We start from the raw sequence: 23,321 nt of genomic DNA, 5'->3' as shown, positions 1-23,321 counted from the left end.
CCACGGCTGTCAGCCCAGCACCAGCGCGCGGCACACGCCGATCGCCGCCATCACCAGCAAGACCACCCAGGCCATCATGGCGACGGCGAAGCCCGGCCCACGCGAAGCGGGGTCTTTCATGTAGCTCCACGCGTACCACACGCGGCCCACCACCCAGACCAGGCCCGCGATGCCGGCCCAGCCACTGAAGCCGTACGTGGCCGCCAGCCACAGCGTGGGCAGAAACATCACCGCGCCTTCCAGCGTGTTCATCTGCACGCGGTAGGCGCGGTCGAAGGCCGGATGGCCGCTGGTTGCGGGCGCCTTGATGCCGTGGCGCCCACGCATCTTGCCGACCATGAACATGGTGCCGGACAACAGCAATACGGTGAGCAGGGTCACCAGCGCGGGCAGATGGGTCATGGGCGGCTCCTCGGGAAGTAGCCCCTACTGTAGCGGCCACGCCGGTGCGCGTGCATGGCGCGATCACCCGTCAGTCGCTATCTTCGCCGTGCGTACTCCGACGCATGCATCGCTCAACGAGGTTTCTCATGGATTGGCGCAAAGGCGGCAGCAGCAGCAACATCGAAGTCGGCAGCGGTGGCGGCGGCGGAAGGCGTTTCGGCGGCGGCCGCGGCATGGGTCTGGGCGGGCTGGTGGTGATGGCCCTGATCGGCTGGATCTTCTTCAAGAACCCGATGGCGCTGCTGGATCAGGGCGGCGCCGCGCTGGATTCCGGCTCCCAGAACAGCGTGCCGACCCAGGTCGATCCGGAGCAGAAGGCATTCGTCAGCGCCATCCTGCATTCCACCGAACAGACCTGGGGCGCGATCTTCCAGGCCCATGGCGCCACCTACGTGGAGCCGAAGCTGCACATCTTCAGTGGCGGCGTAAACACGGCCTGCGGCGGCGCCACCACGGCGGTGGGGCCGTTCTATTGCCCCGGCGACCAGAAGGTTTATCTCGACCTGGCCTTTTTCCAGCAGTTGCAGGACGAACTGCAGTCATCCGGCGATTTCGCCCGCGCCTACGTGATCGCGCACGAGGTGGGCCACCACGTGCAGAACCTCACCGGTGTGTTCGCCCGCACCGATGCCGCCCGTCGCCGCGGTGCGCCGATGGAGGGCGCCAGCGGACTTTCGGTGCGACAGGAACTGCAGGCCGACTGCTACGCGGGCGTGTGGGCCAATCACAGCCAGCAACGTCTGCAGTGGCTGCAGCCGGGCGACATCGAGGAGGCGCTGAACGCCGCCAGCCATATCGGCGACGACACCTTGCAGCAACAGGCGCAGGGACGCGTGCGGCCGGACACTTTCACCCACGGCACCTCGGCGCAGCGCGTGCACTGGTTCAAGACCGGCTTCGACAGCGGCGACATGGACCAGTGCGACACGTTTGCCGGCGCGCTCTGAACACCGGCAGCATCCCTGTGGGAGCGGTTTCAGCCGCGGTGCCTTTCGCCTCGGCATTCCAAAAGCATCGCGACTGAAATCGCTCCCACAAGTTGCGCATGCCCTATAGGCGCCCGCCCGCGGGCGATGCTCCTGCTTCTGCAAATCGCGAATGCCGACCTTTCGGTTTTTCGGCGGGCGCTTGACGGCTTTTTATTATTTCTATAATTTTAGAAATATGAAACCAAAAGAAGCTCTCGCCTGTCTCGCGGCGCTCGCGCAGGAACATCGCCTGAACCTGTTCCGCCTGCTGGTGGAGGCGGGCGATGAAGGCCTTTCGGTGGGCGAGCTGGCCGCCGCAACCGGCCTGGCCGGCGCGACCCTGACCAGTCATCTGCACGTATTGCGTCGTGCCGGCATGGTCAGCGACGAGCGCCGTGGTCGCGTCATCCAGTGCCGCGCGCGCTACACGCAGATGAACAGCCTGCTCGGCTTCCTCACCAAAAACTGCTGCGCGGGCTCGGCGGCGGCCGATGGCTGCACGACGGTGGCATGCAAACCTCCACGGAAAAAACCATGAAACGCTTCCACGTGCATCTCAATGTCGCGCGGCTGGACGACAGCATCCGCTTCTACACCACGCTGTTCGGTGCGGCTCCGGATGTGACCCGACCCGATTACGCCAAATGGATGCTGGACGATCCGCGCGTCAACTTCGCGATCTCGCAACGCGGCCGCCAGCCCGGCGTCGATCACCTGGGTTTGCAAGCGGGCGATCCCGCCGACCTGGCTGCCATCGGCGCACGCCTGCAGGCAGCCGACGCGGTGGCGCTGGCGGAACAGGGCACCACCTGCTGCTACGCCCACTCCGACAAGTTCTGGGCCGAGGATCCGCAGGGCGTGCGCTGGGAAAGTTTCCACACGCATGGCGAGGCAACCACGTACACCAGTGCCCCGAACGAAACCGGCGCCTCGTGTTGCGGCCCGGCGACCACGAAAGGCCTCGCCGCCGGATGCGGCCCGAACGCGGGCGAGGGTTGCTGCTGATGGTCACGCGCCCACCGATCAATGTTCTGTTCCTCTGCACCGGCAATTCCGCCCGCAGCGTGATGGCCGAGGCCTTGCTCAATGTGCTGGGCGAGGGCCGCTTCCAGGCATTCAGCGCCGGCAGTTTTCCCAGTGGCGCGGTGCAGCCGATCGCGGCGGAGCTGGCGCGCACGTTCGGCTACGCCGCGCCATTGCGCAGCAAATCCTGGGACGAGTTTGCCGGGCCGGATGCGCCGGCGATCGATATCGTGATCACCGTTTGCGACAACGCGGCCGGCGAGGTGTGCCCGATCTGGCCCGGCCAGCCGGTGAGCGCGCATTGGGGCGTGCCCGATCCGGCAGGCGTGCAAGGCTCCGACGCGCAGCGCCGGAGCGCATTCCAGTCGGCCTGGGCGATGCTGCGCCAGCGCATCGAGCAGTTGCTGGCGCTGCCGCTGGAAACGCTCGATCGCACGACGTTGCAGCAGGCGTTGCGTGACATCGGCAAGGTGGAATCCGCATGAGCGACGCGGTGCTCGCCGCGCCTGCGCCGATCGGCCGCTTCGCCCGTTACCTCAGCCTATGGGTCGGGTTGTGCATCGTGGTCGGCATTGCGCTTGGGCACGGATTGCCCGGGGTGTTCGCGGCCCTGGCGCGTGCGGAAATCCAGCACATCAACCTGCCGGTGGCCGGGCTGGTGTGGTTGATGATCGTGCCGATGCTGCTCAAGGTCGATTTTGCACAACTGGCGGGCGTGCGCCATCAGGTGCGCGGCATCGGCGTCACCTTGCTGGTGAACTGGGCGATCAAGCCGTTTTCGATGGCCTTGCTGGGCTGGCTGTTCGTGCGGCATGTGTTTGCCGGTTGGCTGCCGCTCGATCAGCATGATTCGTACATCGCCGGGTTGATCCTGCTGGCGGCGGCGCCATGCACGGCGATGGTTTTCGTGTGGTCGCGGTTGTGTGGCGGCGAGCCGAATTTCACGCTGGCGCAGGTGGCGCTCAACGACACCATCATGGTGGTCGCGTTTGCGCCGATCGTGGCGCTGCTGCTGGGTGTGGCCTCGATCCATGTGCCGTGGGGCACGCTGCTGCTGTCGGTGTTGCTCTACATCGTGGTGCCGGTGGTGGTGGCGCAGTCGTGGCGTGCCAGCCTGTTGCGCCGCGGCGGGCACGCGGCCCTGGAGGCGACGCTGAAACGCATGGATCCGCTGTCGACCATCGCCTTGCTCGCCACGCTGGTGTTGCTGTTCGGCTTCCAGGGCGAGGCGATCCTGGCGCAGCCGCTGATCATCGCCATGCTCGCCGTGCCGATCATCATCCAGGTCTATCTCAACGCCGGTATCGCCTACGGCCTCAGCCGCTGGCTGAAGGTGCCGCACTGCGTCGCCGGGCCGGCTGCGCTCATCGGGGCCAGCAATTTCTTCGAGCTGGCCGTCGCCGCCGCCATCAGCGTGTTCGGCCTGCGCTCCGGCGCCGCGCTGGCGACGGTGGTGGGGGTGCTGGTCGAAGTGCCGGTGATGCTGTCGGTGGTGCGCATCGTGAACCGGACGGAAGGCTGGTTTGCCGGTGCGGGGTCGTTTGCGGCGACAGGAAGCGACCGAAATCGCGCCTGACCCGGCTTGCATGGATCCCCTGTCACGCGAACGCGGCACGTTCTAGAATGCGCCGGCTGCGCGCCTCGGGGTGCGCCCTGGTTCGTTCGATGGATCATCCCTGCCTGCGTTGTGGCGCCTGCTGCGCGCATTTCCGCGTGGCGTTTCACTGGTCGGAAGCCGAGCCGTTCCTCGGTGGCATGGTACCGGTCGAACTTACCGAAAAACTCGATCCGCACCGGTTGGCCATGCGCGGCACCTATGCCGCGGCGCCGCGCTGCACCGCATTGCAGGGCACGGTGGGCGAGGCGGCGCATTGCAGAATCTATCCGCAACGGCCATCGGTGTGTCGCGAGGTGGCGCCGTCGTGGGAATTCGGTGCGGTCAGCCCGCAATGCGACAAGGCAAGACTTGCGCACGGGTTGGCGGTGCTGACGCCGCAGGACTGGCTGGACCCGTCTACGGCGGACACGCCGCCGTTGCCGCAAAGCGCCTGAATCCTGATGGACCTGTGGGAGCGACTTCAGTCGCGACGCTCTTGCCCTGAAGCTCCAAGGCAAAAGCATCGCGGCTGAAGCCGCTCCCACAAAGTGGGCGGCTTACCGCCGATGCGGCGGCTTGCCGCCGGGCTTGAAGCCGCCGGGCTTTTTGTAGCCGCCAGGCTTGCGCGTGGGCGGCGCGTTGCTGGATGCGGTGTCGTTGCCGTCCCATTCGTGGATGCGCAGTTGCTGCTGCACCACCCACACCTTTTTCAGGTGATCGAACACTTCCGGCGGCATGCCGTCGGGCAGGTCGATCAGGCTGTAGTGGTCGCGGATGCTGAGGCGGCCGATGTACTGGCTGTCCAGGCCGGCTTCGTTGGCGATCGCACCGATGATGTTGCCCGGTTTCACGCCGTGTTCGTGGCCCACCTCGATGCGGTAGGTGCGCTTGCCCTGCTCGGTGGCGTGGGCGCGCACGGGGCGCTGGCCGAATTCGCGCGGTGCCTGCTGCTGTCCGGCGCGATCGTGTGCGGCGCGCTCGTGAAGGTGCGGCTTGTGCTCGCGCGGTGCGCGGGCGTCGCTGCGTTCACGCGAGGTGCGATCGCTGCGCTCGCGCGTGGCCGGCTCGTACTTCTCGCGCTTCGGCGGCGGTGCCAGCAGCAGCGGCTGGTCGCCTTGCGCGATGCGCGCCAGCGCGGCGGCGATCTCGATCGCGGGTACGTTGTATTCCTGCTCGTACTGCTCGATCAGTTTCTGGAAATCGCCCAGCTCGCCCACGGCCAGGGTATCGCTGATGCGCTGCTTGAATTTGCCGATGCGCACGTCGTTGACCACTTCCACCGACGGCAGCTGCATCTGCTCGATCGGCTGGCGCGTGGCGCGCTCGATCGCGTGCAGCATGCCGCGCTCGCGCGGGCTGACGAAAAGGATCGCCTCGCCGTTGCGCCCGGCGCGACCGGTACGGCCGATGCGGTGCACATAGCTCTCGGTGTCGTACGGGATGTCGTAGTTCAGTACGTGGCTGATGCGCTCCACGTCGAGGCCGCGGGCGGCCACGTCGGTGGCCACCAGGATGTCGAGCTTGCCGTCCTTCAGCTGCTGGATCACCCGCTCGCGCTGCGCCTGGGCGATGTCGCCGTTGATCGCGGCAGCGGCCAGGCCGCGTGCCTGCAGCTTGCCGGCCAGCTCCTCGGTGGCCTGCTTGGTGCGCGCGAAGATGATCATCGCGTCGAACGGCTCGGCTTCGAGGATGCGTGTCATCGCATCGAGCTTGTGCATGCCGCTGACAAACCAGTAGCGCTGGTGGATGTTGGCCGCGGTGGTGGTGGAGGACTTGATGATGACCTCGACCGGATCCTTCAGATGGCGCTGGGCGATCTTGCGGATCACCGTGGGCATGGTGGCCGAGAACAGCGCCACCTGGCGCTCGGGCGGTGTGGCCTGCAGCACTTTCTCGACGTCGTCGATAAAGCCCATGCGCAGCATTTCGTCGGCTTCGTCGAGCACCAGGAAACGCAGCTCGGAGAGATCGAGCGTGCCCTTGTCCAGGTGATCGATCACGCGCCCGGGCGTACCCACCACCACGTGCACGCCGCGCTTGAGCGCGTGCAATTGCGGGCCGTAGCTCTGGCCGCCGTAAATCGGCAGCACCTGGAAACCGGGGATGTGCGCGGCGTAGCGCTGGAACGCTTCAGCCACCTGGATGGCCAGCTCGCGCGTGGGCGCCAGCACCAGCGCCTGTGGCTTGCCGGCGCGCGGGGTGATGCGCGACAGGATCGGCAGCGCGAACGCGGCGGTCTTGCCGGTGCCGGTCTGCGCCTGGCCCAGCACGTCGCGGCCTTCCAGCAGCGGCGGGATGGTGGCGGCCTGGATCGGCGAGGGCGATTCATAGCCAACATCGGCCAGCACGCGCAGAACATCGGGATGCAGCGCAAGTGCGCCGAAGCCGGACGGAACCGGGGCGTTGTCGGAAACGGGGGATGACATGGGGGGTACCTCAAAACAGAAAGCAGCGTCGGAGAGGCGGCGCGCAAGCCGGCCATTCTATCAGGCCTGCTGGCGCCGCGTTACGGGCGCGGGCTGAACGGGTGCTTCAGCCACGCGCGGATATGCTCGGCACATCGGGACCCACAGGAATCACGATGAGCACGCTTGAAACAATGTCCCGCCACCGCTGTCACGGCGGTGTGCAGGGGTTTTATCGCCACGCCTCGACGGCTTGCGCCGGACCGATGCGTTTCGCGCTGTACCAGCCGCCGCAGGCCGAATATCGGCCTTGCCCGGTGCTGTATTTCCTGGCCGGGCTCACCTGCACCGAGGAAACCGCCGCCATCAAGGCCGGCGCGCAGCGGTTGGCCGCGGAGCTGGGGCTGATCCTGGTGATGCCCGACACCAGCCCGCGCGACACCAGTTTCGACGGCGCCACCGGCGACTGGGAATTCGGCGAAGGCGCGGGTTTCTATGTCGATGCCACGCAGGCGCCGTGGTCAGCGCGCTTCCGCATGCACAGCTACGTGGTCGATGAACTGCCCGCGTTGATCGCCGCCAACTTCCCCGCCGATACCACGCGAAGCGGCATCTGCGGCCATTCCATGGGCGGTCACGGAGCGCTGACCATCGCGCTGAAACATCCCGCGCGTTACCGCTCGGTTTCCGCCTTCGCGCCCATCGTGGCACCCAGCCAGGTGCCGTGGGGGCGCAAGGCGTTGCCGCGTTACCTGGGCGAAAACCCGGAAGCCTGGGCCGGTTACGACGCCTGCGAACTGGTGCGGCGGCAAACCTTTCCCGGCACGATCCTGATCGATCAGGGCGAAGCGGATACGTTCCTGGAAGCCCAACTGAAACCCGAGCTGTTCGACCAGGCCTGCGCCGAAGCCGGCCAGCCGCTGCTGCTGCGCCGACACGCCGGCTACGACCACAGCTATTGGTTCATCAGCAGCTTCATCGACGATCACCTGCGCCATCACGCCGAGGCGCTGGCATAGCCAACCAATGTAGGAGCGGCTTCAGCCGCGACGCTCTCCGGTTCGATGGAAGGGCGGTCGCGGCTGAAGCCGCTCCTACAAATTACGGTCAAGCCTTGGCAGCAGGCCGATGGCTGGAGCGACGACGCTGGTTGCCGGCGGCATGCTCGCCACGGCCTTGCGCGGCGTAGCCGTTCGGGCGGGCCGAGCCGGAGGGCTTGCCCTGGCGCGGCTGACGCTGACCGCCGCCACCCTGCTTCGGACGCGGCGCGCCGGCATCGATGCGCAGCGGCGCGGACGGCTCGAAACCGGTCACGGCGGTGACCGCGATCTCCTGCTTCAGCAGCTTGCGGATGTCGTACAGCAGGCCGCTCTCGTCATGGCTGACCAGCGACAGCGCCAGGCCTTCCATGCCGGCGCGGCCGGTGCGGCCGATACGGTGCACGTAATCCTCGGCCACCGAGGGCAGGTCGAAGTTGATCACGATCGGCAACTGCTCGATGTCGATGCCGCGGGCGGCGATGTCGGTGGCCACCAGTACGGTGACGCGGCCGCTCTTGAAATCGCTGAGCGCGCGGGTGCGGGCGTTCTGGCTCTTGTTGCCGTGGATCGCGGCGCTGCGCAGGCCCGAGGCGTTGAGGTACGTCACCAGCTTGTCGGCGCCATGCTTGGTGCGGCTGAACACCAGGGTCTGGCGGCGGCTGTCCTGCGACAGCACGTGCAGCAGCAGGTCGCGCTTGCGCGCGGCGTCGACCGGATGCACCTGGTGGCTGACCAGGGTGGTGACGGTGTTCGGCGCGGAGACCGAGATCTCCTTCGGGTTGTGCATGAACTCCATCGCCAGCGTCTTGATCGCCGGCGCGAAGGTGGCCGAGAACAGCAGCGTCTGGCGGCGCTTCGGCACCGACTGCAGGATGCGCTTCAGGGCCGGCAGGAAGCCCATGTCCAGCATGCGGTCGGCTTCATCCAGCACCAGCGTCTCCACCGCGGACAGGTCCAGCGTGCGCTGCTGCATGTGGTCCATCAATCGACCGGGGGTGGCAATGACGACGTCCACGCCACGACGCAGCGCGTTGATCTGCGGGCCCATGCTGACGCCGCCGAAGATGGTGGTGGCGCTGACCTGGATGTGCTTGCCGTAGCTGCGCATGTTGTCGTGGATCTGCGCGGCCAGCTCGCGGGTGGGGGTGAGGATCAGCGCGCGCGGGCGGCGCGTCATGGTCTGACCGCTGGTGGAAAGCTTCTGCAGCAACGGCAGCGCGAACGCGGCGGTCTTGCCGGTGCCGGTCTGGGCGGCGGCGAGCAGATCGTGGCCTTCCAGCGCGGCGGGAATGGCGGCGGCCTGGATCGGGGTAGCCTGCGTGTAGCCGTATTCGGCAAGCGCACGCAACAACGCGGGCGCAAGGCCCAGCGAATCAAAAGACATGTAACACTCCTGAGCAACCCGGAGTGTTCATACCGTGTTGCAGACTAAGGGGGAAAGGGCGGCAATGCCGCAGCAATCAGGGGGACTGCGCCGCCGAGTATAACGGGTTGGGGCCGCTCACGCGCGTTTTTGTTCCGTGTCGTGAAATCGGGCCACCAGCAGATAGCTGTTGTACGGCGTGCGACCACGCAGGGAACCCACCTGCACGTCGAGGCCGGCCTGGCGCAGCGGCGCGCACAGTTCCTGCGCACGGGGGTAATGCTGCGCGCCGCCGGGAATCCAGCCCGACACCCGCAGGAAGAATTCCTCCACCCGGGTGGCGTGGAAACGCCAGTTGGGTTCGCGCAGGACATTGCGGATCACCAGCGTGCCCGCCGGTGCCAGATGCGCGATGGCCACCTGCAACAACGCCTGCTGCTGCGCGGCGCCCAGGTAGTGCAGCACGTCCAGCAGCGCCACGTGGCCATGCACCGGTGGCAGCGTGGCGGCATCGGCGCAGCGCAGGTCCATCTGATCGCCAAGCCCTGCAGCCGCAGCGGCTTCGCGTGCCGCGGTGATCTTGCGCGGGTCGTGGTCGACGCCGATGTAAGGCGCCCGTATCCCCGCAGCGTGCAGGTATTGGCCCAGCAGGCCGATGCCGCAACCGATGTCGAGCAGCGGCAGCGACGAGCCGCGCAACAGAGGGTCCACGGCGCCGTAGGCCGGATCGCAGGCGAGTTTCCAGCGCGCATACCATTGGTGGCCGCGGTGGGCGTAATGGTGGGCGATGTCGTTTCGCTGTGCGCGATCGAGCGCCATGCCTGTCTCCATTGCAGTGGGGGAAGCGCCGCCATTTACCAGTTACGGCAGGCACTGCGCCTTGCAATGTCCGGCTGCGGCGTGACGGGCGGATGATGGCCGGCGGCGGCGAGGTGCCCCCGCAGGGTCCCGGCGAGCCAAGGGTAAGCTAGAATCCGTCGTTTGTTCCCATCGACGAGACAGGCAATGAAGGCTGGCAAGGACAAGGTCATCGCGTTCCACTACACCCTCACGGTGAACGGCGAAGCGGTGGAAAGCTCGCGCGATCGCGATCAGCAGCTGTGGATTTTGCTGGGCCACGGCCAGCTGATTCCGGGGCTGGAAACAGCACTGGAAGGCCACGAAGCCGGCGAGACGCTGGCGGTCGACGTGTCACCGGAGGAAGGCTACGGTGTGCGCCAGGAAGGCCAGGTCCAGCGCCTGTCGAAGAAGTACGTGCCGCAGGCCAACCGCCTCAAGCCCGGCGACGTCACCGTGCTGCGGATGAAGGAAGGCGGCCAGCGCGCGGTCACCGTGCACAAGGTGGGCATGAGCACCATCGACGTGGACATGAACCACCCGATGGCCGGCCAGACGCTGCATTTCGACGTGAGCATCAGCGAAGTGCGCGAGCCGACCGAGGACGAGCTGAAGCACGGCCACGCCCATGCGCCGGACGCTGCGGCACACTGAGCCTGCGCTTCTGATGAAACAAAAACGGCACCTCGCGGTGCCGTTTTTGTTTTGCGGTTGCCGAACGGGCGGCGGTCCGTCGGTCCTTGTGGAAGCGGCTTTGGCCGCGATGCTCTTGTTCTTTGGCTTTCTGTAGGAGCGACTTCAGTCGCGACGCCTTTGCTCTTGGATGTGGCCTCCGAGGAAGAGCTTTCGTCTGCCTACGGCAGCCGAGTTACTTTCTCTTTGCGTGGCCAAAGAGAAAGTAACCAAAGAGAAAGGCCACCCCGCTTGGCGCTTGCCGGGCTCCTGCCCGGCAAGTCCGTGAGTCGGGGTCGGGCTTTTCGACAGCACATCCATGTGCTGGCGAAAAGGCATCGGCATCCTGACAGGGGCCCCGGGTAGAGCGACGGACCATCCTGGCCCGTACTCGGGATGAAGCCAAGGCAAAGGCAAGAGCAAAAGGCGAAAGCAAAAGGCGAAAGCAAAGCCGCCTACCTCAGCCGTTCTCCCTGAGCGTAGGCCGAAGGCCGGAGTCGAAGGGGCCGCTCGACTTCACCCTTCAACTCCGCCGCTGCGCGGCTACGCTCAGGGCGATCGGACGGTGAGGAAAAAAGCAGAGCTTCATGCGGCGACGCTCTCGCAGCGGCGCAGCCGCTGCGCACCGAGTGCGCGCCACGATGGCGCGCTGCTCTACCCGGGGCCCCTCTGAAGCGGCGGGCGGGCGAAGATGCCCTGTCGACAAACCCCGTAGCCCGCACGCGGACCTTGCGGACAGGATGTCCGCAAGGCGCGTAAGCGGGGTGCTCTTTCTCTTTGGTTACTTTCTCTTTGAGCACGCAAAGAGAAAGTGACTCGAGCGCCGCAGGCGATCGAAAGCTCTTTGCTCTAAACCACACCAAATCAAAAAGCATCGCGACTGAAGTCGCTCCCACAAATGCGCAAAGCAACATCAAAAGCATCGCGCACAGGGTGCGCTCTTACACGGCGAGTTAGGTTTGCCTGGAGTCCAAGGTCTGCCCCAATTCCTGCAGCCGCTGCGGCGTGCCCACGTCAGTCCAGGTACCGCGAAAATGAGTTCCGGTGACCGCAGCGTCAGCCATCGCTGCGCGCAACAGCGGGGCAAGCTTGAAGCGGGGTGGTTGGGTATCCGTCGCCTCCACCACATCACGCCAGTTGTTCAACAGCTGTGGGCGGTAGACGCCGATGCCGCTGAAGGTCAGCCGCGGGGTGCCCGTGTCGTGCGCCAGCCCTTGTGCATCCAGCGCGAAATCGCCGTCGGGATGATGGGGTGGGTTGTCGACCAGCAACAGGTGGGCGAGACCGGTCGGTTCAAGCGGCAAGGTGGTGAAGTCGGCGTCGGTCCAGATGTCGCCGCTGATGGCGATGAAGGGTGCATCGCCCAGCAGTGACAGCGCATTGAGCATGCCGCCACCGGTTTCCAGCGGCTCCGCGCCTTCGTAGGCATAGCGGATGCGCAGGCCCCAGCGCGAACCGTCGCCCAGAGCGGTGGGGAATTGTTCGGCCAGGTGCGAGGTGTTGATCACCACGTAGTTCACGCCGGCGGCGGCCAGCTTTTCCAGGTGCCAGACGATCAGCGGTTTGCCGCCCACTGGCAGCAACGGCTTGGGCGTGGTGTCGGTCAGCGGCCGCATGCGTTCACCGCGGCCGGCCGCGAAGATCAGTGCATGTCTCATGCGGCCGTCACCTGGCGCAGGTCACGCATCCCCACACAGCGTTGCAGCAGCGCAGCGAAGTCGGCCAGCTCGGGGTAACGCGCGGCGATGTCGATGACGTAGTCGTATACGCGCGGCAGGTCGTCGAGGTAGCCGGGTTTGCCGTCGCGATAGCAGAGGCGACAGAAGATGCCGAGCACCTTGATGTGGCGCTGCAGGCCGGTCAGGTCGAACCAGCGCAGGAACTGGCCGCGGTCCACCGAGCCGTCGATCAACTGGGCGGTTTGCAGGTGCAGCCGATAGCCGTCCGCCCACGCTTCCACCCGCTGGCGATCCCACGCGATATAGCAGTCGCGCAACAGCGAGGCGAGGTCGTAGGTGATCGGGCCGATCAGCGCGCCCTGGTAGTCGATGATGCCGGGGTTGGGTAATCGCGTGGCGATGTTCTGCGGCTGGTCGTGCGGCACGATCAGCAGGTTGCGGCTGTGGTAATCGCGATGCACGAAGCCTTGCGGCTGCGCCAGCGCGTTGTGCAGCAGCGTGGTGAAGCCCGCTTCCAGCACGTCCCATTCAGCACAGGTCGGGGTGTGGCCCAGATGCCGGCGCAGAAACCATTCGGGCATGATTTCCAGCTCGCGCAGCAGGAAGTCGCGGGTGTAGCGCTGCATGCCCGCAGTATCCACGTCGCGCTGCATGTGCAGCAGCGCGCGCAACGCGTCGCCGTACAGGGCGTCCACAGTGGCGTCGTTCAACGCAGGCAGGTACAGCTGCGAGCCCAGGTCCTCGATCAGCAGGAAGCCTTGCTGCAGATCCTGCGCGCGTACCGTCGGCACATGCAGGCCGGCAGCGGCCAGGCGGGTACCGATGGCCAGCCACGGCGCGGGGTCTTCCAGCGCCGGCGGTGAATCCATCACGATCCAGCTCTGCCCCGCATGGCGGGTTCGCCAATAGCTGCGGAAGCTGGCGTCGGCGGAAGCGGACTCCAGCGTCAGCCCGGGGTCGGCGAGTACGTCGCGGGTCCAGGCGAGGCGGCTGGCGGCGCGGTCCGGAAGGCCGGAGCTCATCGCGCGAGATCGGATTGAAGGTGGGTGCGCAAGGGTTACTCCGGAGAAGAGGGCAGCGGACGATTCTTGTCGATCCGTCGACCGTCCGCTACCCATCTCCATGACCGTTGCTTACGACAGGTTGTAGGCGCGCTCCTCGTGCAGCGCCAGATCCAGGCCGATCTGCTCCTGTTCCTCATCGACGCGCAGGCCGATGGTCCAGTCGATCAGCTTGAGCACCAACCAGGTCAGCGCACCGCTCCACAGCACGGTGAAGCCCACGCCCTTGGCCTGGATCCACAGCTGCAGCCACGGATGCTCGACGGCGCCGAAGCCGCCCAGCGCCGCCGCCGCGAACGGGCCGGTGAGCAGGGCGCCCACGATGCCGGCCACGGCGTGCACGCCGAACACGTCCAGGCTGTCGTCATAGCCGAAGTAGTGCTTCAGGCGAGTGGCGCAGAAGAAGCAGATCACGCCCGCCGATGCTCCAAGGATCAGCGCGCCGCCGGGGCCGATGGTGCCGGCGGCGGGGGTGATCGCCACCAGCCCGGCCACCGCACCGGACGCGATGCCCAGCACGCTGGCGCGGCGGTGGATGATCCATTCCACGCCCATCCAGCCCAGCGCGGCGGCGGCGGTGGCGATCTGCGTCACCAGCATCGCCATGCCGGCGGTGCCGTTGGCGGCGACGGCCGAGCCCGCGTTGAAGCCGAACCAGCCCAGCCACAGCATGCTGGCGCCGATCAGGGTGTAGCCCAGGTTGTGCGGCGGCATGGGTGCGTGCGGATAGCCGCGGCGCTTGCCCAGTACCAGGCAGGCCACCAGGCCGGCGATGCCGGCGTTGATGTGCACCACCGTGCCGCCGGCAAAATCCAGCACGCCGATGTCGCCCAGGAACGAGCCGGGGCCGCCCCACACCATGTGCGCCATCGGCAGGTAGGCAAAGGTGAACCAGCCGATGGTGAACAGCATCAGTGCCGAGAACTTCATGCGCTCGGCCACCGCGCCCACGATCAGTGCCGGCGTGATGATGGCGAACGTGAGCTGGAACATGGCGAACACGCTTTCCGGCACATGGGCATAGAGGCTGGCTGGCGTCATCCCCGCGAACATCGCGCGGTCCAGACCGCCGATGAACGAGTGCAGGTTGGTGACGCCGGCCTGCATGCCCTCGGTGCTGAACGCCATGCTGTAGCCGTACAGCAGCCACAGCACGCTCACCAGCGCGGTGATGGCGAAACACTGCATCAACACCGACAGCAGGTTCTTGGCCCGCACCATGCCGCCGTAGAACAGCGCCAGCCCCGGTATCGTCATCAGCAGCACCAGCATGGTGGCGGTCAGCATCCAGGCGGTGTCACCGCTGTCCGGCGCGGCCGCTGTCTGCGCCATCGCCGGCAACGCCAGCAGGCCGCCGGCAAGCGCCAGCATGCACCGCACTCCGAGGCGGCGGCCGAATCCCGAATCCCGAATTCCAAATCCCGTTTCAGAGCGCATCGACGTCGGACTCCTGGGTACGGATACGGATGGCCTGTTCCAGATCGCTGACGAAGACCTTGCCGTCGCCGATCTTGCCGGTGCGGGCGGCGCCGCTGATCGCCTCGATCACCTGCTCGAGCTGCTCGTCGGCCACCGCGACCTCGACCTTCAGCTTGGGCAGGAAATCGACCACGTATTCGGCGCCGCGATACAGCTCGGTATGGCCGCGCTGTCGGCCGAAACCCTTCACTTCGGTGACGGTCATGCCTTGCACGCCTGCTTCCGACAGGGCCTCGTGCACGCTGTCCAGGGTGAAAGGCTTGATGATGGCTGTGATCCACTTCATGGCAGTTTCCTCGGCGGTGAGGCTTCGGAATCAGCACGATGCGTGCCACCTCGTCGTACCCGGCCGGCAACATGTTTTTCAATGACTTGCGGCTTACCCGCGCGAAAATTTGCACGGTGATCGGGCATTGCGATCCATGCTTTCCCCCCGATGGTGCGCTGCAGCGGCATTGACCGCGACGGCGCTAATCAGTACCATTTTGGTCCCGATTGAATCCGGCCGGTTTCCATGCTCCGCGTCAGCCGATTGACCGATTACGCCACCGTGGTAATGGCCTTCATCGCCACCCACCCGGACCACGTGCACAGCGCCGTGCAGATCGCCGAAGAAACCCGGCTGGAGCTGCCCACGGTGAGCAAATTGCTGAAGGCGCTGGGGCACGCCACGCTGGTGGAATCGTTTCGCGGCGCCAACGGCGGTTACCGGCTGGCCCGGCCCGCCACCGAGATTTCGCTGGCCGAAATCGTCGAGGCGCTGGAAGGCCCGCTGGGCATGACCGAATGCAGCATCGCCGAAGGCCAGTGCGACCGCGAGGCGCAATGCGGCGTGCGCGGCAGCTGGCAACAGATCAACCACGTGCTGGACGACGCACTGCGCGCGGTAAGCCTGGCCGACATGATGAAACCGCCGCCGAAGAAACGCCGCATCGCCATGCAAGTGATCGAGAGCGCGCCCATCCCCGCCGGCGCGGCCACCACGGAATGAAAGACGCCATGACCATCGAAAGCAGCACTGCCACCACGCTCCGCGACAATGTGGATGTGGCCGAAGCCCTGGGCCGCAGCTACGCCGCCGGCTTCGTCACCGACATCGAGATGACCGGCCTGCCGCCGGGCCTGGACGAGGACACCGTCCGCGCGATTTCCGCGGTCAAGCGCGAGCCGGAGTGGATGACCGAGTGGCGGCTGGAAGCTTTTCGCCATTGGCTGACCATGCCGAAACCCGATTGGGCCAAGCTCAACATCGACCCGATCGACTACCAGGCGATCAGCTATTACGCCGCGCCCAAGAAGCAGCCCAAATCGCTGGACGATGTCGACCCGGCGCTGCTGGAAACCTACGAGAAGCTCGGCATTCCGCTGCACGAGCGCGCCGCGCTGGCCGGCGTGGCGGTGGATGCGGTGTTCGACTCGGTCTCCGTCGGCACCACCTTCCGCAAGCAGCTGGCCGACGCCGGCGTGCTGTTCTGCTCGATGAGCGAGGCGATCCGCGAATACCCCGAGATCGTGCGGAAATACCTGGGCAGCGTGGTGCCAACCGGCGACAACTTCTTCGCCGCGCTGAATTCGGCGGTGTTCTCCGACGGCAGCTTCGTGTTCATTCCCAGGGGCGTGCGTTGCCCGATGGAATTGAGCACGTATTTCCGCATCAACGCGCAGAACACCGGCCAGTTCGAACGCACCCTGATCGTGGCCGAGGAGGGCGCCCACGTGTCCTACCTGGAAGGCTGCACCGCGCCCAAGCGCGACGAAAACCAGCTGCATGCGGCGGTGGTCGAGCTGGTGGCGCTGGAAGGCGCCAAGATCAAATACTCCACCGTGCAGAACTGGTACCCCGGCGACGAGAACGGCGTGGGCGGCATCTACAACTTCGTCACCAAGCGCGGCGATTGCCGCGGCGACGACAGCAAGATCTGCTGGACCCAGGTGGAAACCGGCTCGGCGATCACCTGGAAATATCCCAGCGTGATCCTGCGCGGCGACCGCTCGGTGGGCGAGTTCTACTCGGTGGCACTGACCCACCATTTCCAGCAGGCCGACACCGGCACCAAGATGATCCATCTTGGCAAGCACACCAAGTCCAAGATCGTCTCCAAGGGCATCAGCGCCGGCAAGAGCTCCAACAGCTACCGCGGCCTGGTGAAGATGGAGAAGGGCGCCGACAACGCGCGCAACTACACCCAGTGCGACAGCCTGCTGATCGGCAAGCAATGCGGCGCACACACCTTCCCCTACATGGAAGTGAAAAATCCCACCGCCATCGTCGAGCACGAAGCCACCACCTCGAAGATCTCCGACGACCAGATGTTCTATTGCCGCAGCCGCGGCATCGCCGAGGAAGACGCGGTGTCGATGATCGTCGACGGCTTCTGCAAGCAGGTCTTCCGCGAACTGCCGATGGAATTCGCGGTGGAGGCGAAGAAGCTGCTTGAGGTGTCGTTGGAAGGCGCCGTTGGCTGACGAATTCCCTTCTCCCTCCGGGAGAAGGTGCCCGAAGGGCGGATGAGGGTACAGGGCTTGCACAGACGTTTGCGCGAGCCCGAACCCTCACCCCAACCCCTCTCCCAATGGGAGAGGGGCTAAAGAAACCAGGAACAGACATGCTTAAAATCGAAAACCTGCACGCCCGTGTCGAGGGCAAGGAAATCCTCAAGGGGCTCAGCCTCACCGTGAATGCGGGTGAGGTGCACGCCATCATGGGGCCGAATGGCGCGGGCAAATCCACGCTGGGCAATGTGCTCTCCGGTCGCGACGGCTACGAAGTCACCGCGGGCACCGTGACCTACAACGGCGTCGACCTGCTGGCGCTGGCGCCGGAGGAGCGCGCCGCCGCCGGCGTGTTCCTGGCGTTCCAGTACCCGGTGGAAATCCCCGGCGTCAACAACACCTATTTCCTGCGCGCGGCGCTCAACGCGCAGCGCAAGTCGCGCGGCGAGAAGGAGCTCGATTCGATGCAGTTCCTGAAGCTGGTGCGCGAGAAGCTGAAGGTGATGCAGATCTCCGACGAGCTGCTGCACCGCGCCGTCAATGAAGGTTTTTCCGGCGGCGAAAAGAAGCGCAACGAGATCTTCCAGATGGCGGTGCTCGAGCCGCAACTGGCGATCCTCGACGAGACCGACTCGGGCCTGGACATCGACGCGCTGAAGCACGTGGCCGACGGCGTCAACGCGCTGCGTTCGCCCGATCGCGCGTTCCTGATGATCACCCACTACCAACGCCTGCTCGACTACGTGGTACCCGACGTGGTGCACGTGCTGGCCGGCGGGCGCATCGTGGAAACCGGCGACAAGTCGCTGGCGCTGAAGCTTGAGGCCCACGGCTACGCCGGCCTGGCCGAACGCCAGCCGGCGAGGGCATCGGCATGAGCGAGCCGGCACTGCTGCCGCTGGTCGCCTCACTGGTCGATGCACCGCTGCCCGTCAGCGGCATCGCCTGGCTGGATGCGATGCGGCGCGACAACCGCGAGGTCTTCGTCGCTGGCGGCCTGCCGCTGGCGCGGGTGGAGGCGTGGAAGTACACCGCGCTGCGCGGCCTGGCGCGGCGGCCGTTCGTCGATGGCGACGCGGCCGCACTGACGCGCGCGGTCGATCCGTCGGCGCTGGCATTGCCCGGTGTCGATGGTGCGCGGCTGGTGTTCGTCAATGGCGCGTTCCGCGCCGACTTGTCCGCACTGGACGCCTTGCCGGCCGGCCTCACGCTGCAGCCGCTGTCGCAGGCGTTGCATGCCGATCCGGACCCTTTGCGTTTCGTGCTGTCGCGCCGGCATTACGAAGCCGATGAGGCGTTCACCCAGATCAACGCGGCGCACGCCCGCGACGGCGCCGTGTTGCGCGTGGCCGATGGCGTGAAGATCGACGCGCCGCTGCATCTTGTCTTCCTGGGCGCGCCTGCCGAGGGCGACTTGGCCTGGCATCTGCGCAACGTGATCGAACTGGGCGAGGGTGCCGCGCTGACGCTGGTCGAGCATCATCTGGCCAGCGGCGAGCAGGCACATCTTTCCACCGTGGTCGGCGACATCGAATTGCGCGAAGGCGCGCACCTGCACCACACCGTGCTGCAGCAGGCCGCCAGCGGCGCCAGCCTGATCCGCCGCACCGGCTTGCGTCTGCACGCACGTGCCCACGCCACGCTGCATCTGGCCGAACTGGGCGGTGCGTTGGTGCGGCATGACCTGCGTGCCGAACTGATCGGCGATGGTGCGCAACTGGAAACCCGCGGCGTGTTCATGCCGCATGGCCGCCAGCATGTGGACACGCAGCTGGCGATCCGTCACCAGGCGCTGAACACCGCCTCCAGCTCGACCTGGCGCGGCGTGGCCAGCGATCGCGCCCGTGGTGTATTCCGCGGCGCGATCGTGGTGGCGCCCGGTGCCGATGGCAGCGATGCCAGTCTCAGCAACAAGAACCTGCTGCTGTCCGGCAGCGCCGAGATCGACACCAAGCCCGAGCTCGAGATCTACGCCGACGAGGTGAAAGCGGCACACGGCGCCACGGTGGGCCAGCTCGACGAACGCTCGCTGTTTTACCTGCGTTCGCGCGGCATTCCACTGGCCGAGGCGCGGGCGTTGCTGACGGCGGCGTTCTGTCGGACCGTGCTTGACGATCTGCCGAACGCGGCATTGCGCGAGCACTTGTCGTCGCTGCTGATCGACCAACTCCCCGCTTGAAGCTTTGCTCCTCCCCCTGCTCTGCAGGGGGAGGCGGGGAGGGGTTACGCTTTTGACTTTCAAGATCAAGAGCGAACCCCTCCCCAACCCTCTCCTGCGAAGCAGGGGAGGAGGCCACCCACGGAAAACATCGAAGATGAATGCACAACCCACGCCTTCCACCGTCTTCGACGTCCAGCGCGTCCGCGCGGATTTCCCGCTGCTGACGCGCAGCGTGCACGGCAAGCCGTTGGTGTATTTCGACAACGCCAACACCAGCCAGAAACCGGCCTCGGTGATCGAGGCGATGGACGAGCATTACCGCCGCCACAACGCCAACGTGGCGCGCGCGGTGCACCAGCTGGGCGAGGAATCCACCGCGGCGTACGAAGGCGCGCGCGACAAGCTGGCGCGTTTCATCAACGCGCCGTCGCGCGATGAACTGATCCTCACTTCCGGCACCACCCAGTCGATCAACCTGGTGGCCTACAGCTATGCGCTGCCGCGGCTTGAACCCGGCGACGCCATCCTCACCACGGTGATGGAGCATCACGCCAACATCGTGCCGTGGCAGCTGGTGGCCGCGCGCAGCGGCGCCACGGTGAAGGCTGCGCCGATCAACGAGCGCGGCGAACTGGACGTGGAGCAATACATCGCCATGCTCACGCCAGAGGTGAAACTGGCCTGCGTGGCGCACGTCTCCAACGTGCTGGGCACGGTGAACCCCGTACGCGAGATCGCCAAGGCATGCCACAAGCGTGGCATCCCGCTATTGGTGGATGGCTCGCAGGCGGTACCGCACCGGCCGGTGGACGTGCAGGCGCTGGGTTGCGATTTCTACGCCATCACCGGCCACAAGATGCTGGGCCCCACCGGCACCGGCGCGCTGTGGGCGAAGCGCGAACACCTGGAGGCGATGCCGCCGTTCTTCGGCGGCGGCGACATGATCCGCGAAGTGCGTTTCAGTGGCACCACCTTCGCCGACGTGCCGCACAAGTTCGAGGCCGGCACGCCGAACATCGCCGGCTTCGTGGGCTTGAGCGCAGCTATCGACTATTACGATTCGCTGGGTTTCGAGGCGATCCACGCGTGGGAGCAGCAACTGCTGACCTACGCCACCGAACGCCTGCGCGAAGTACCGGGCCTGCGCATTTTCGGCGAGGCGGCGCAGAAGGAGCCGGTGATCTCGTTCCTGCTCGACGGTGCACAGGCCAGCGACATGGCCACGCTGCTCGACCTGCAGGGCGTAGCTGTGCGCTCGGGCCATCACTGCGCCCATCCGCTGATGCAGTTCTACGGGGTGCCCGCCACGCTGCGGGCATCGCTGGCGTTCTACAACACGCGTGAGGAAATCGACGCGTTCGTGGTGGCCTTGCTGAAGGTGCGCAAGCTGCTGATGTGACTGTGGCGAAGCCATCGGCAGACCGCGTTTTTCCAAGGGCGAATCCATGCATCCCATGCTGAGCAGCGACCTCGCCGACTTCGACGCCATCCTTGATCGTGCTCGCGAGATGGCCGGCACCTATCTGCACGAACTGCCGCAACGTTCGGTCGCGGCCAACCTGCCGGCCGATCTGTCATTGCGCACACCTCTGCCGACGCACGGCCTTGGCGCGCACGCCGCGCTGCAGCGTTTCGAGCAGGATTGGGTGCCACTGATGTCCGGCAGCCCGGGCCCGCGCTATTTCGGTTTCGTGGTCGGTGGCGCCACGCCGGCTGCGCTGGCGGCCGACTGGCTGGTGAGCAGCTACGACCAGAACGCCCAGCGCAACGGCGACACCGGCGCGGCAGCGATCGAGGCGCAGGCGGTGGACTTGCTACGCCAGCTGCTGCATTGGCCGGAACACTGGACGGGCCTGTGCGTCACCGGCGCCACCATGGCCAACTACGTGGGTATGGCGCTGGCGCGGCAGTGGTACGGCAAACAGCATGGCCGCGATGTCGCCGTCGACGGTGTGTGGGGTTTGCCGCCAATGGCGGTGTTTGCCGGCGCGAGCCATTCGAGTACATCGAAGGCGTTGAGCATGACTGGCATCGGTCATGGGCAATTGCATGCGCTGCCCTTGCTGCCGGGGCGCGAGGCGCTGGACGTGGCTGCGCTCGAACGCGCACTGGCGGCACACGGCGGTGCGCCGTGTACCGTGGTGGCCAGCGCCGGCACGGTGAACACGGTGGATTTCGACGACCTCGCGGCCATCGCCGCCTTGAAGGCGCGCCACCCGTTCTGGCTGCACGTGGATGCCGCGTTCGGCGGCATTGCCGCGGCTTCCGACAAGTATCGCGGCCTGCTGGCGGGTATCGAGGCCGCCGATTCGGTGACCGTGGATGCGCATAAATGGCTCAACGTGCCCTACGACTGCGCGCTGACGTACACCGCGCATTTGCCACTGCAACTGGAAGTCTTCCAGAACCGCTCGGCCTACCTGCCGGCGCCGTTGGCGGTGGAGGACAACTACCTGCATCTGGCGCCGGAGAACTCCCGCCGCTTCCGCGCCCTGCCACTGTGGATGACGCTGCTGGCCTACGGCCGCGAGGGCCACGCCGAGCTGGTCGAACGCAACTGCGCGTCGGCCCGTTACCTGGGTGAATTGCTGGCGGCCGATCCGCTGTTCCGGCTGGCCGCGCCGGTGCGGCTCAACGTGGTGTGCTTCACGCTGGCCAACGGCGATGCGGCGGCCCTGCAGCGGCTGCACAAGGCGTTGCATGAGGACGGCACCGCGTACCTTTCGCCATCGGTGCTGGACGGCCAGCCGATGCTGCGCGCGGCGCTGTGCAACTGGCGCACCACCGATGCCGATGTCGAGCAGACCTATGTGGCGCTGAAACGGCTGGCGACTGCGGCGGTTCATCCGTCGCCGTAGCGTTTCTGGCACTTCTCGCAAAAGAACGTGCGCCGGTTGGTCTTGCCGAGATACGCGCGGGTCAACGGTATGTCATGGCGCGGGCAGCATTTCCGGTTGTGCACCAGCCAGTGCTTGCGCAGCACATACGCCTTCTTCCACGCCAAAAATTCGAAGCTGTATTCGCGCGCCTGCTTCACCAGTTCACCCAGCTTGCGCGGCGGCAAAGCGCCCACGGTGGACAGGGGATGCACGTGGATGCGGTACAGCACCTCGTTCTTGATGATGTTGCCGACGCCGGCGAACACGTTCTGGTCCAGCAGCGCATCGCAGACCAGCGTGTCGGGCATCGCGCGCAACTTGCGCCGGGCCAGCGCGGGGTCCCACGCCTCCGACATCACGTCGCCGCGCCAGTCGTAGAGTTCGTCCAGGTCGCCGTCCAGCAAGCGCACCGAGCAGCTATAGAAGTTCAGCTCGCCATTGTCGAAACCCAGACCCAGCCGCGGTGCCGCATCCTTGTGTTCGTTGATGCGGTAACTGCCGAACATCAGCAGGTGGATGCGGATGGTGACGTCGGGGAGTTCGATCAGCGTCTGCTTGCCGAAACTGCGCAGACTTTCGATGCGCTTGCCCGGCAGCCGCGTCATGTCGATCTTCGCGTTGCCTTCGGCCGTGAGGATGCGCTGGCCGACGAAGCGGGCCGTTTCCTCGCGCAGGATGACGATGGACGGACCTTCCGGCATGGGAGTTTCTGCGCAGCGACGACCGGTGCATTCTGTTCGGACGGGTGCTGAGGGGGAGTGAAGGCCTGCACGGCGCACCGCCCCGTGGCTGTCGCTCAGAAGGAAAGCGTCACGGTGATCGCGTCGTTGTACACGCCGATATACGGGTTTTGCCCCGCGGGCACGCTTCCGTACACGGCCCGGTCCACCTCGATGCCACTGTCGCCAACCACCGTGCTGCCGCCACTGCCATCGCCCCAGACCATGGTTCGCGTGGGGTCGGTGTAGAGGTTGTAGAAGAGCTGGTGCGCGCCGTTCTGCATGCTGCGTACGGCGAAGCTGCCGTTGCCTGGGCTCAGCGCGATGGTGAAACTGCTGCTGACATCGCAGGTCACGATGACGTGACCGACACTCTCCAGATCCTGGCTGCTCTGGAAGTCGTAGTTGCCGAAAGCCAGTGGCTGGACGCTGAGGCTGCAGGTGGCTGCGTGAAGCGGCGCGATCGCAAGCATTCCCATGGCGCCCAGCAGGCGCGCAAGA

24 protein-coding genes are annotated in these 23,321 nt (G+C 66.2%); 14 read left to right on the top strand and 10 right to left on the bottom strand.

Going from position 1 to position 23,321, the window contains the following annotated elements; translation table 11 throughout:
* Nucleotides 1-9: 9 nt before the first annotated feature.
* Nucleotides 10-402: an MAPEG family protein gene (locus tag ASD68_RS08160; protein ID WP_056605586.1), complete on the bottom strand. Its 393-nt coding sequence runs from the start codon at nucleotides 400-402 to the stop codon at nucleotides 10-12.
* A 128-nt stretch (nucleotides 403-530) separates the two neighbouring features.
* On the opposite strand from ASD68_RS08160, the gene ASD68_RS08155 reads away from it, so the two are divergent.
* From ASD68_RS08155 to ASD68_RS08130, 6 genes are all read left to right on the top strand, one after another.
* A complete protein-coding gene (locus ASD68_RS08155; protein ID WP_056081454.1) occupies nucleotides 531-1,391 on the top strand; it encodes a neutral zinc metallopeptidase in 861 nt (286 codons plus the stop codon).
* 151 nt (nucleotides 1,392-1,542) lie between these two features.
* The gene (locus ASD68_RS08150) at nucleotides 1,543-1,950 is read left to right on the top strand and encodes a metalloregulator ArsR/SmtB family transcription factor (RefSeq protein ID WP_235578684.1); all 408 of its coding nucleotides are present in this window, start codon (nucleotides 1,543-1,545) and stop codon (nucleotides 1,948-1,950) included.
* Nucleotides 1,947-2,417 (top strand): ArsI/CadI family heavy metal resistance metalloenzyme, encoded by a 471-nt coding sequence (locus ASD68_RS08145; protein WP_056605581.1) that lies wholly within the window; start codon nucleotides 1,947-1,949, stop codon nucleotides 2,415-2,417. The genes ASD68_RS08150 and ASD68_RS08145 overlap by 4 nt, the downstream gene beginning before the upstream one ends.
* On the top strand, nucleotides 2,417-2,920 hold the full coding sequence (locus ASD68_RS08140; protein WP_056607397.1) for an arsenate reductase ArsC: 504 nt from the start codon (nucleotides 2,417-2,419) through the stop codon (nucleotides 2,918-2,920). The genes ASD68_RS08145 and ASD68_RS08140 overlap by 1 nt, the downstream gene beginning before the upstream one ends.
* Nucleotides 2,917-4,011 (top strand): ACR3 family arsenite efflux transporter, encoded by a 1,095-nt coding sequence (arsB, locus tag ASD68_RS08135; RefSeq protein WP_056605578.1) that lies wholly within the window; start codon nucleotides 2,917-2,919, stop codon nucleotides 4,009-4,011. Before ASD68_RS08140 ends, arsB begins: the two co-directional genes overlap by 4 nt.
* 89 nt (nucleotides 4,012-4,100) lie before the next feature.
* Nucleotides 4,101-4,487, top strand: a complete 387-nt coding sequence (locus ASD68_RS08130) for a YkgJ family cysteine cluster protein (protein WP_056607395.1) — start codon at nucleotides 4,101-4,103, stop codon at nucleotides 4,485-4,487.
* A 102-nt stretch (nucleotides 4,488-4,589) separates the two neighbouring features.
* Here ASD68_RS08130 and ASD68_RS08125 read toward each other — a convergent pair whose 3' ends face one another.
* A complete protein-coding gene (locus ASD68_RS08125) occupies nucleotides 4,590-6,458 on the bottom strand; it encodes a DEAD/DEAH box helicase (protein WP_056605575.1) in 1,869 nt (622 codons plus the stop codon).
* Nucleotides 6,459-6,613: 155 nt separating this feature from the next.
* Here ASD68_RS08125 and fghA point away from each other — a divergent pair, with 155 nt between their 5' ends.
* On the top strand, nucleotides 6,614-7,456 hold the full coding sequence (gene fghA, locus ASD68_RS08120; protein ID WP_056605572.1) for an S-formylglutathione hydrolase: 843 nt from the start codon (nucleotides 6,614-6,616) through the stop codon (nucleotides 7,454-7,456).
* 88 nt (nucleotides 7,457-7,544) lie between these two features.
* Here the strand turns inward: fghA and ASD68_RS08115 are convergent, their stop codons facing one another.
* Together ASD68_RS08115 and ASD68_RS08110 are read right to left on the bottom strand one after the other, a co-directional pair.
* On the bottom strand, nucleotides 7,545-8,861 hold the full coding sequence (locus ASD68_RS08115; protein WP_056605569.1) for a DEAD/DEAH box helicase: 1,317 nt from the start codon (nucleotides 8,859-8,861) through the stop codon (nucleotides 7,545-7,547).
* A gap of 117 nt (nucleotides 8,862-8,978) precedes the next feature.
* Nucleotides 8,979-9,659 (bottom strand): class I SAM-dependent methyltransferase, encoded by a 681-nt coding sequence (locus ASD68_RS08110; RefSeq protein ID WP_056605566.1) that lies wholly within the window; start codon nucleotides 9,657-9,659, stop codon nucleotides 8,979-8,981.
* Nucleotides 9,660-9,845: 186 nt separating this feature from the next.
* Here ASD68_RS08110 and ASD68_RS08105 point away from each other — a divergent pair, with 186 nt between their 5' ends.
* On the top strand, nucleotides 9,846-10,331 hold the full coding sequence (locus tag ASD68_RS08105; protein ID WP_056081423.1) for a peptidylprolyl isomerase: 486 nt from the start codon (nucleotides 9,846-9,848) through the stop codon (nucleotides 10,329-10,331).
* A 971-nt stretch (nucleotides 10,332-11,302) separates the two neighbouring features.
* On the opposite strand, the gene murU is transcribed toward ASD68_RS08105, so the two are convergent.
* The 4 genes from murU to ASD68_RS08085 all read right to left on the bottom strand — a co-directional run bounded on the left by murU (nucleotide 11,303) and on the right by ASD68_RS08085 (nucleotide 14,854).
* The gene (gene murU / locus ASD68_RS08100; protein WP_056605563.1) at nucleotides 11,303-12,007 is read right to left on the bottom strand and encodes an N-acetylmuramate alpha-1-phosphate uridylyltransferase MurU; all 705 of its coding nucleotides are present in this window, start codon (nucleotides 12,005-12,007) and stop codon (nucleotides 11,303-11,305) included.
* A complete protein-coding gene (locus ASD68_RS08095; RefSeq protein WP_056605560.1) occupies nucleotides 12,004-13,050 on the bottom strand; it encodes a phosphotransferase in 1,047 nt (348 codons plus the stop codon). Before ASD68_RS08095 ends, murU begins: the two co-directional genes overlap by 4 nt.
* A gap of 111 nt (nucleotides 13,051-13,161) precedes the next feature.
* Complete coding sequence (locus ASD68_RS08090; RefSeq protein WP_082520187.1) at nucleotides 13,162-14,460, bottom strand: ammonium transporter; 1,299 nt, start codon at nucleotides 14,458-14,460, stop codon at nucleotides 13,162-13,164.
* A 55-nt stretch (nucleotides 14,461-14,515) separates the two neighbouring features.
* Complete coding sequence (locus ASD68_RS08085; protein ID WP_007082881.1) at nucleotides 14,516-14,854, bottom strand: P-II family nitrogen regulator; 339 nt, start codon at nucleotides 14,852-14,854, stop codon at nucleotides 14,516-14,518.
* A gap of 228 nt (nucleotides 14,855-15,082) precedes the next feature.
* Between ASD68_RS08085 and ASD68_RS08080 the strand changes: the two genes are divergently transcribed.
* The 6 genes from ASD68_RS08080 to ASD68_RS08055 all read left to right on the top strand — a co-directional run bounded on the left by ASD68_RS08080 (nucleotide 15,083) and on the right by ASD68_RS08055 (nucleotide 22,080).
* The gene (locus tag ASD68_RS08080) at nucleotides 15,083-15,559 is read left to right on the top strand and encodes an SUF system Fe-S cluster assembly regulator (RefSeq protein ID WP_056605557.1); all 477 of its coding nucleotides are present in this window, start codon (nucleotides 15,083-15,085) and stop codon (nucleotides 15,557-15,559) included.
* Between the two features lie 8 nt (nucleotides 15,560-15,567).
* Nucleotides 15,568-17,034: a Fe-S cluster assembly protein SufB gene (gene sufB / locus ASD68_RS08075; RefSeq protein ID WP_156458369.1), complete on the top strand. Its 1,467-nt coding sequence runs from the start codon at nucleotides 15,568-15,570 to the stop codon at nucleotides 17,032-17,034.
* A gap of 140 nt (nucleotides 17,035-17,174) precedes the next feature.
* Nucleotides 17,175-17,939 (top strand): Fe-S cluster assembly ATPase SufC, encoded by a 765-nt coding sequence (gene sufC, locus ASD68_RS08070; RefSeq protein ID WP_056605550.1) that lies wholly within the window; start codon nucleotides 17,175-17,177, stop codon nucleotides 17,937-17,939.
* Nucleotides 17,936-19,240: a Fe-S cluster assembly protein SufD gene (gene sufD / locus ASD68_RS08065; protein WP_056605547.1), complete on the top strand. Its 1,305-nt coding sequence runs from the start codon at nucleotides 17,936-17,938 to the stop codon at nucleotides 19,238-19,240. Before sufC ends, sufD begins: the two co-directional genes overlap by 4 nt.
* A 136-nt stretch (nucleotides 19,241-19,376) precedes the next feature.
* On the top strand, nucleotides 19,377-20,621 hold the full coding sequence (locus tag ASD68_RS08060) for a cysteine desulfurase (protein WP_056605544.1): 1,245 nt from the start codon (nucleotides 19,377-19,379) through the stop codon (nucleotides 20,619-20,621).
* 46 nt (nucleotides 20,622-20,667) lie between these two features.
* A complete protein-coding gene (locus ASD68_RS08055) occupies nucleotides 20,668-22,080 on the top strand; it encodes a pyridoxal-dependent decarboxylase (protein ID WP_056605542.1) in 1,413 nt (470 codons plus the stop codon).
* Here the strand turns inward: ASD68_RS08055 and ASD68_RS08050 are convergent.
* On the bottom strand, nucleotides 22,065-22,802 hold the full coding sequence (locus ASD68_RS08050) for a DNA-formamidopyrimidine glycosylase family protein (protein ID WP_056605540.1): 738 nt from the start codon (nucleotides 22,800-22,802) through the stop codon (nucleotides 22,065-22,067). The two genes, ASD68_RS08055 and ASD68_RS08050, sit on opposite strands and share 16 nt — an antisense overlap.
* Nucleotides 22,803-22,897: 95 nt before the next feature.
* Nucleotides 22,898-23,299, bottom strand: a complete 402-nt coding sequence (locus tag ASD68_RS08045; protein WP_235578683.1) for a spore coat U domain-containing protein — start codon at nucleotides 23,297-23,299, stop codon at nucleotides 22,898-22,900.
* Nucleotides 23,300-23,321: the final 22 nt, after the last annotated feature.

It is taken from the genome of Rhodanobacter sp. Root627 (genome assembly GCF_001427835.1).
In the GTDB taxonomy this organism is placed as follows: Bacteria; Pseudomonadota; Gammaproteobacteria; order Xanthomonadales; family Rhodanobacteraceae; genus Rhodanobacter; species Rhodanobacter ginsenosidimutans.
This window is presented reverse-complemented; position numbering and strand designations above follow the sequence as displayed.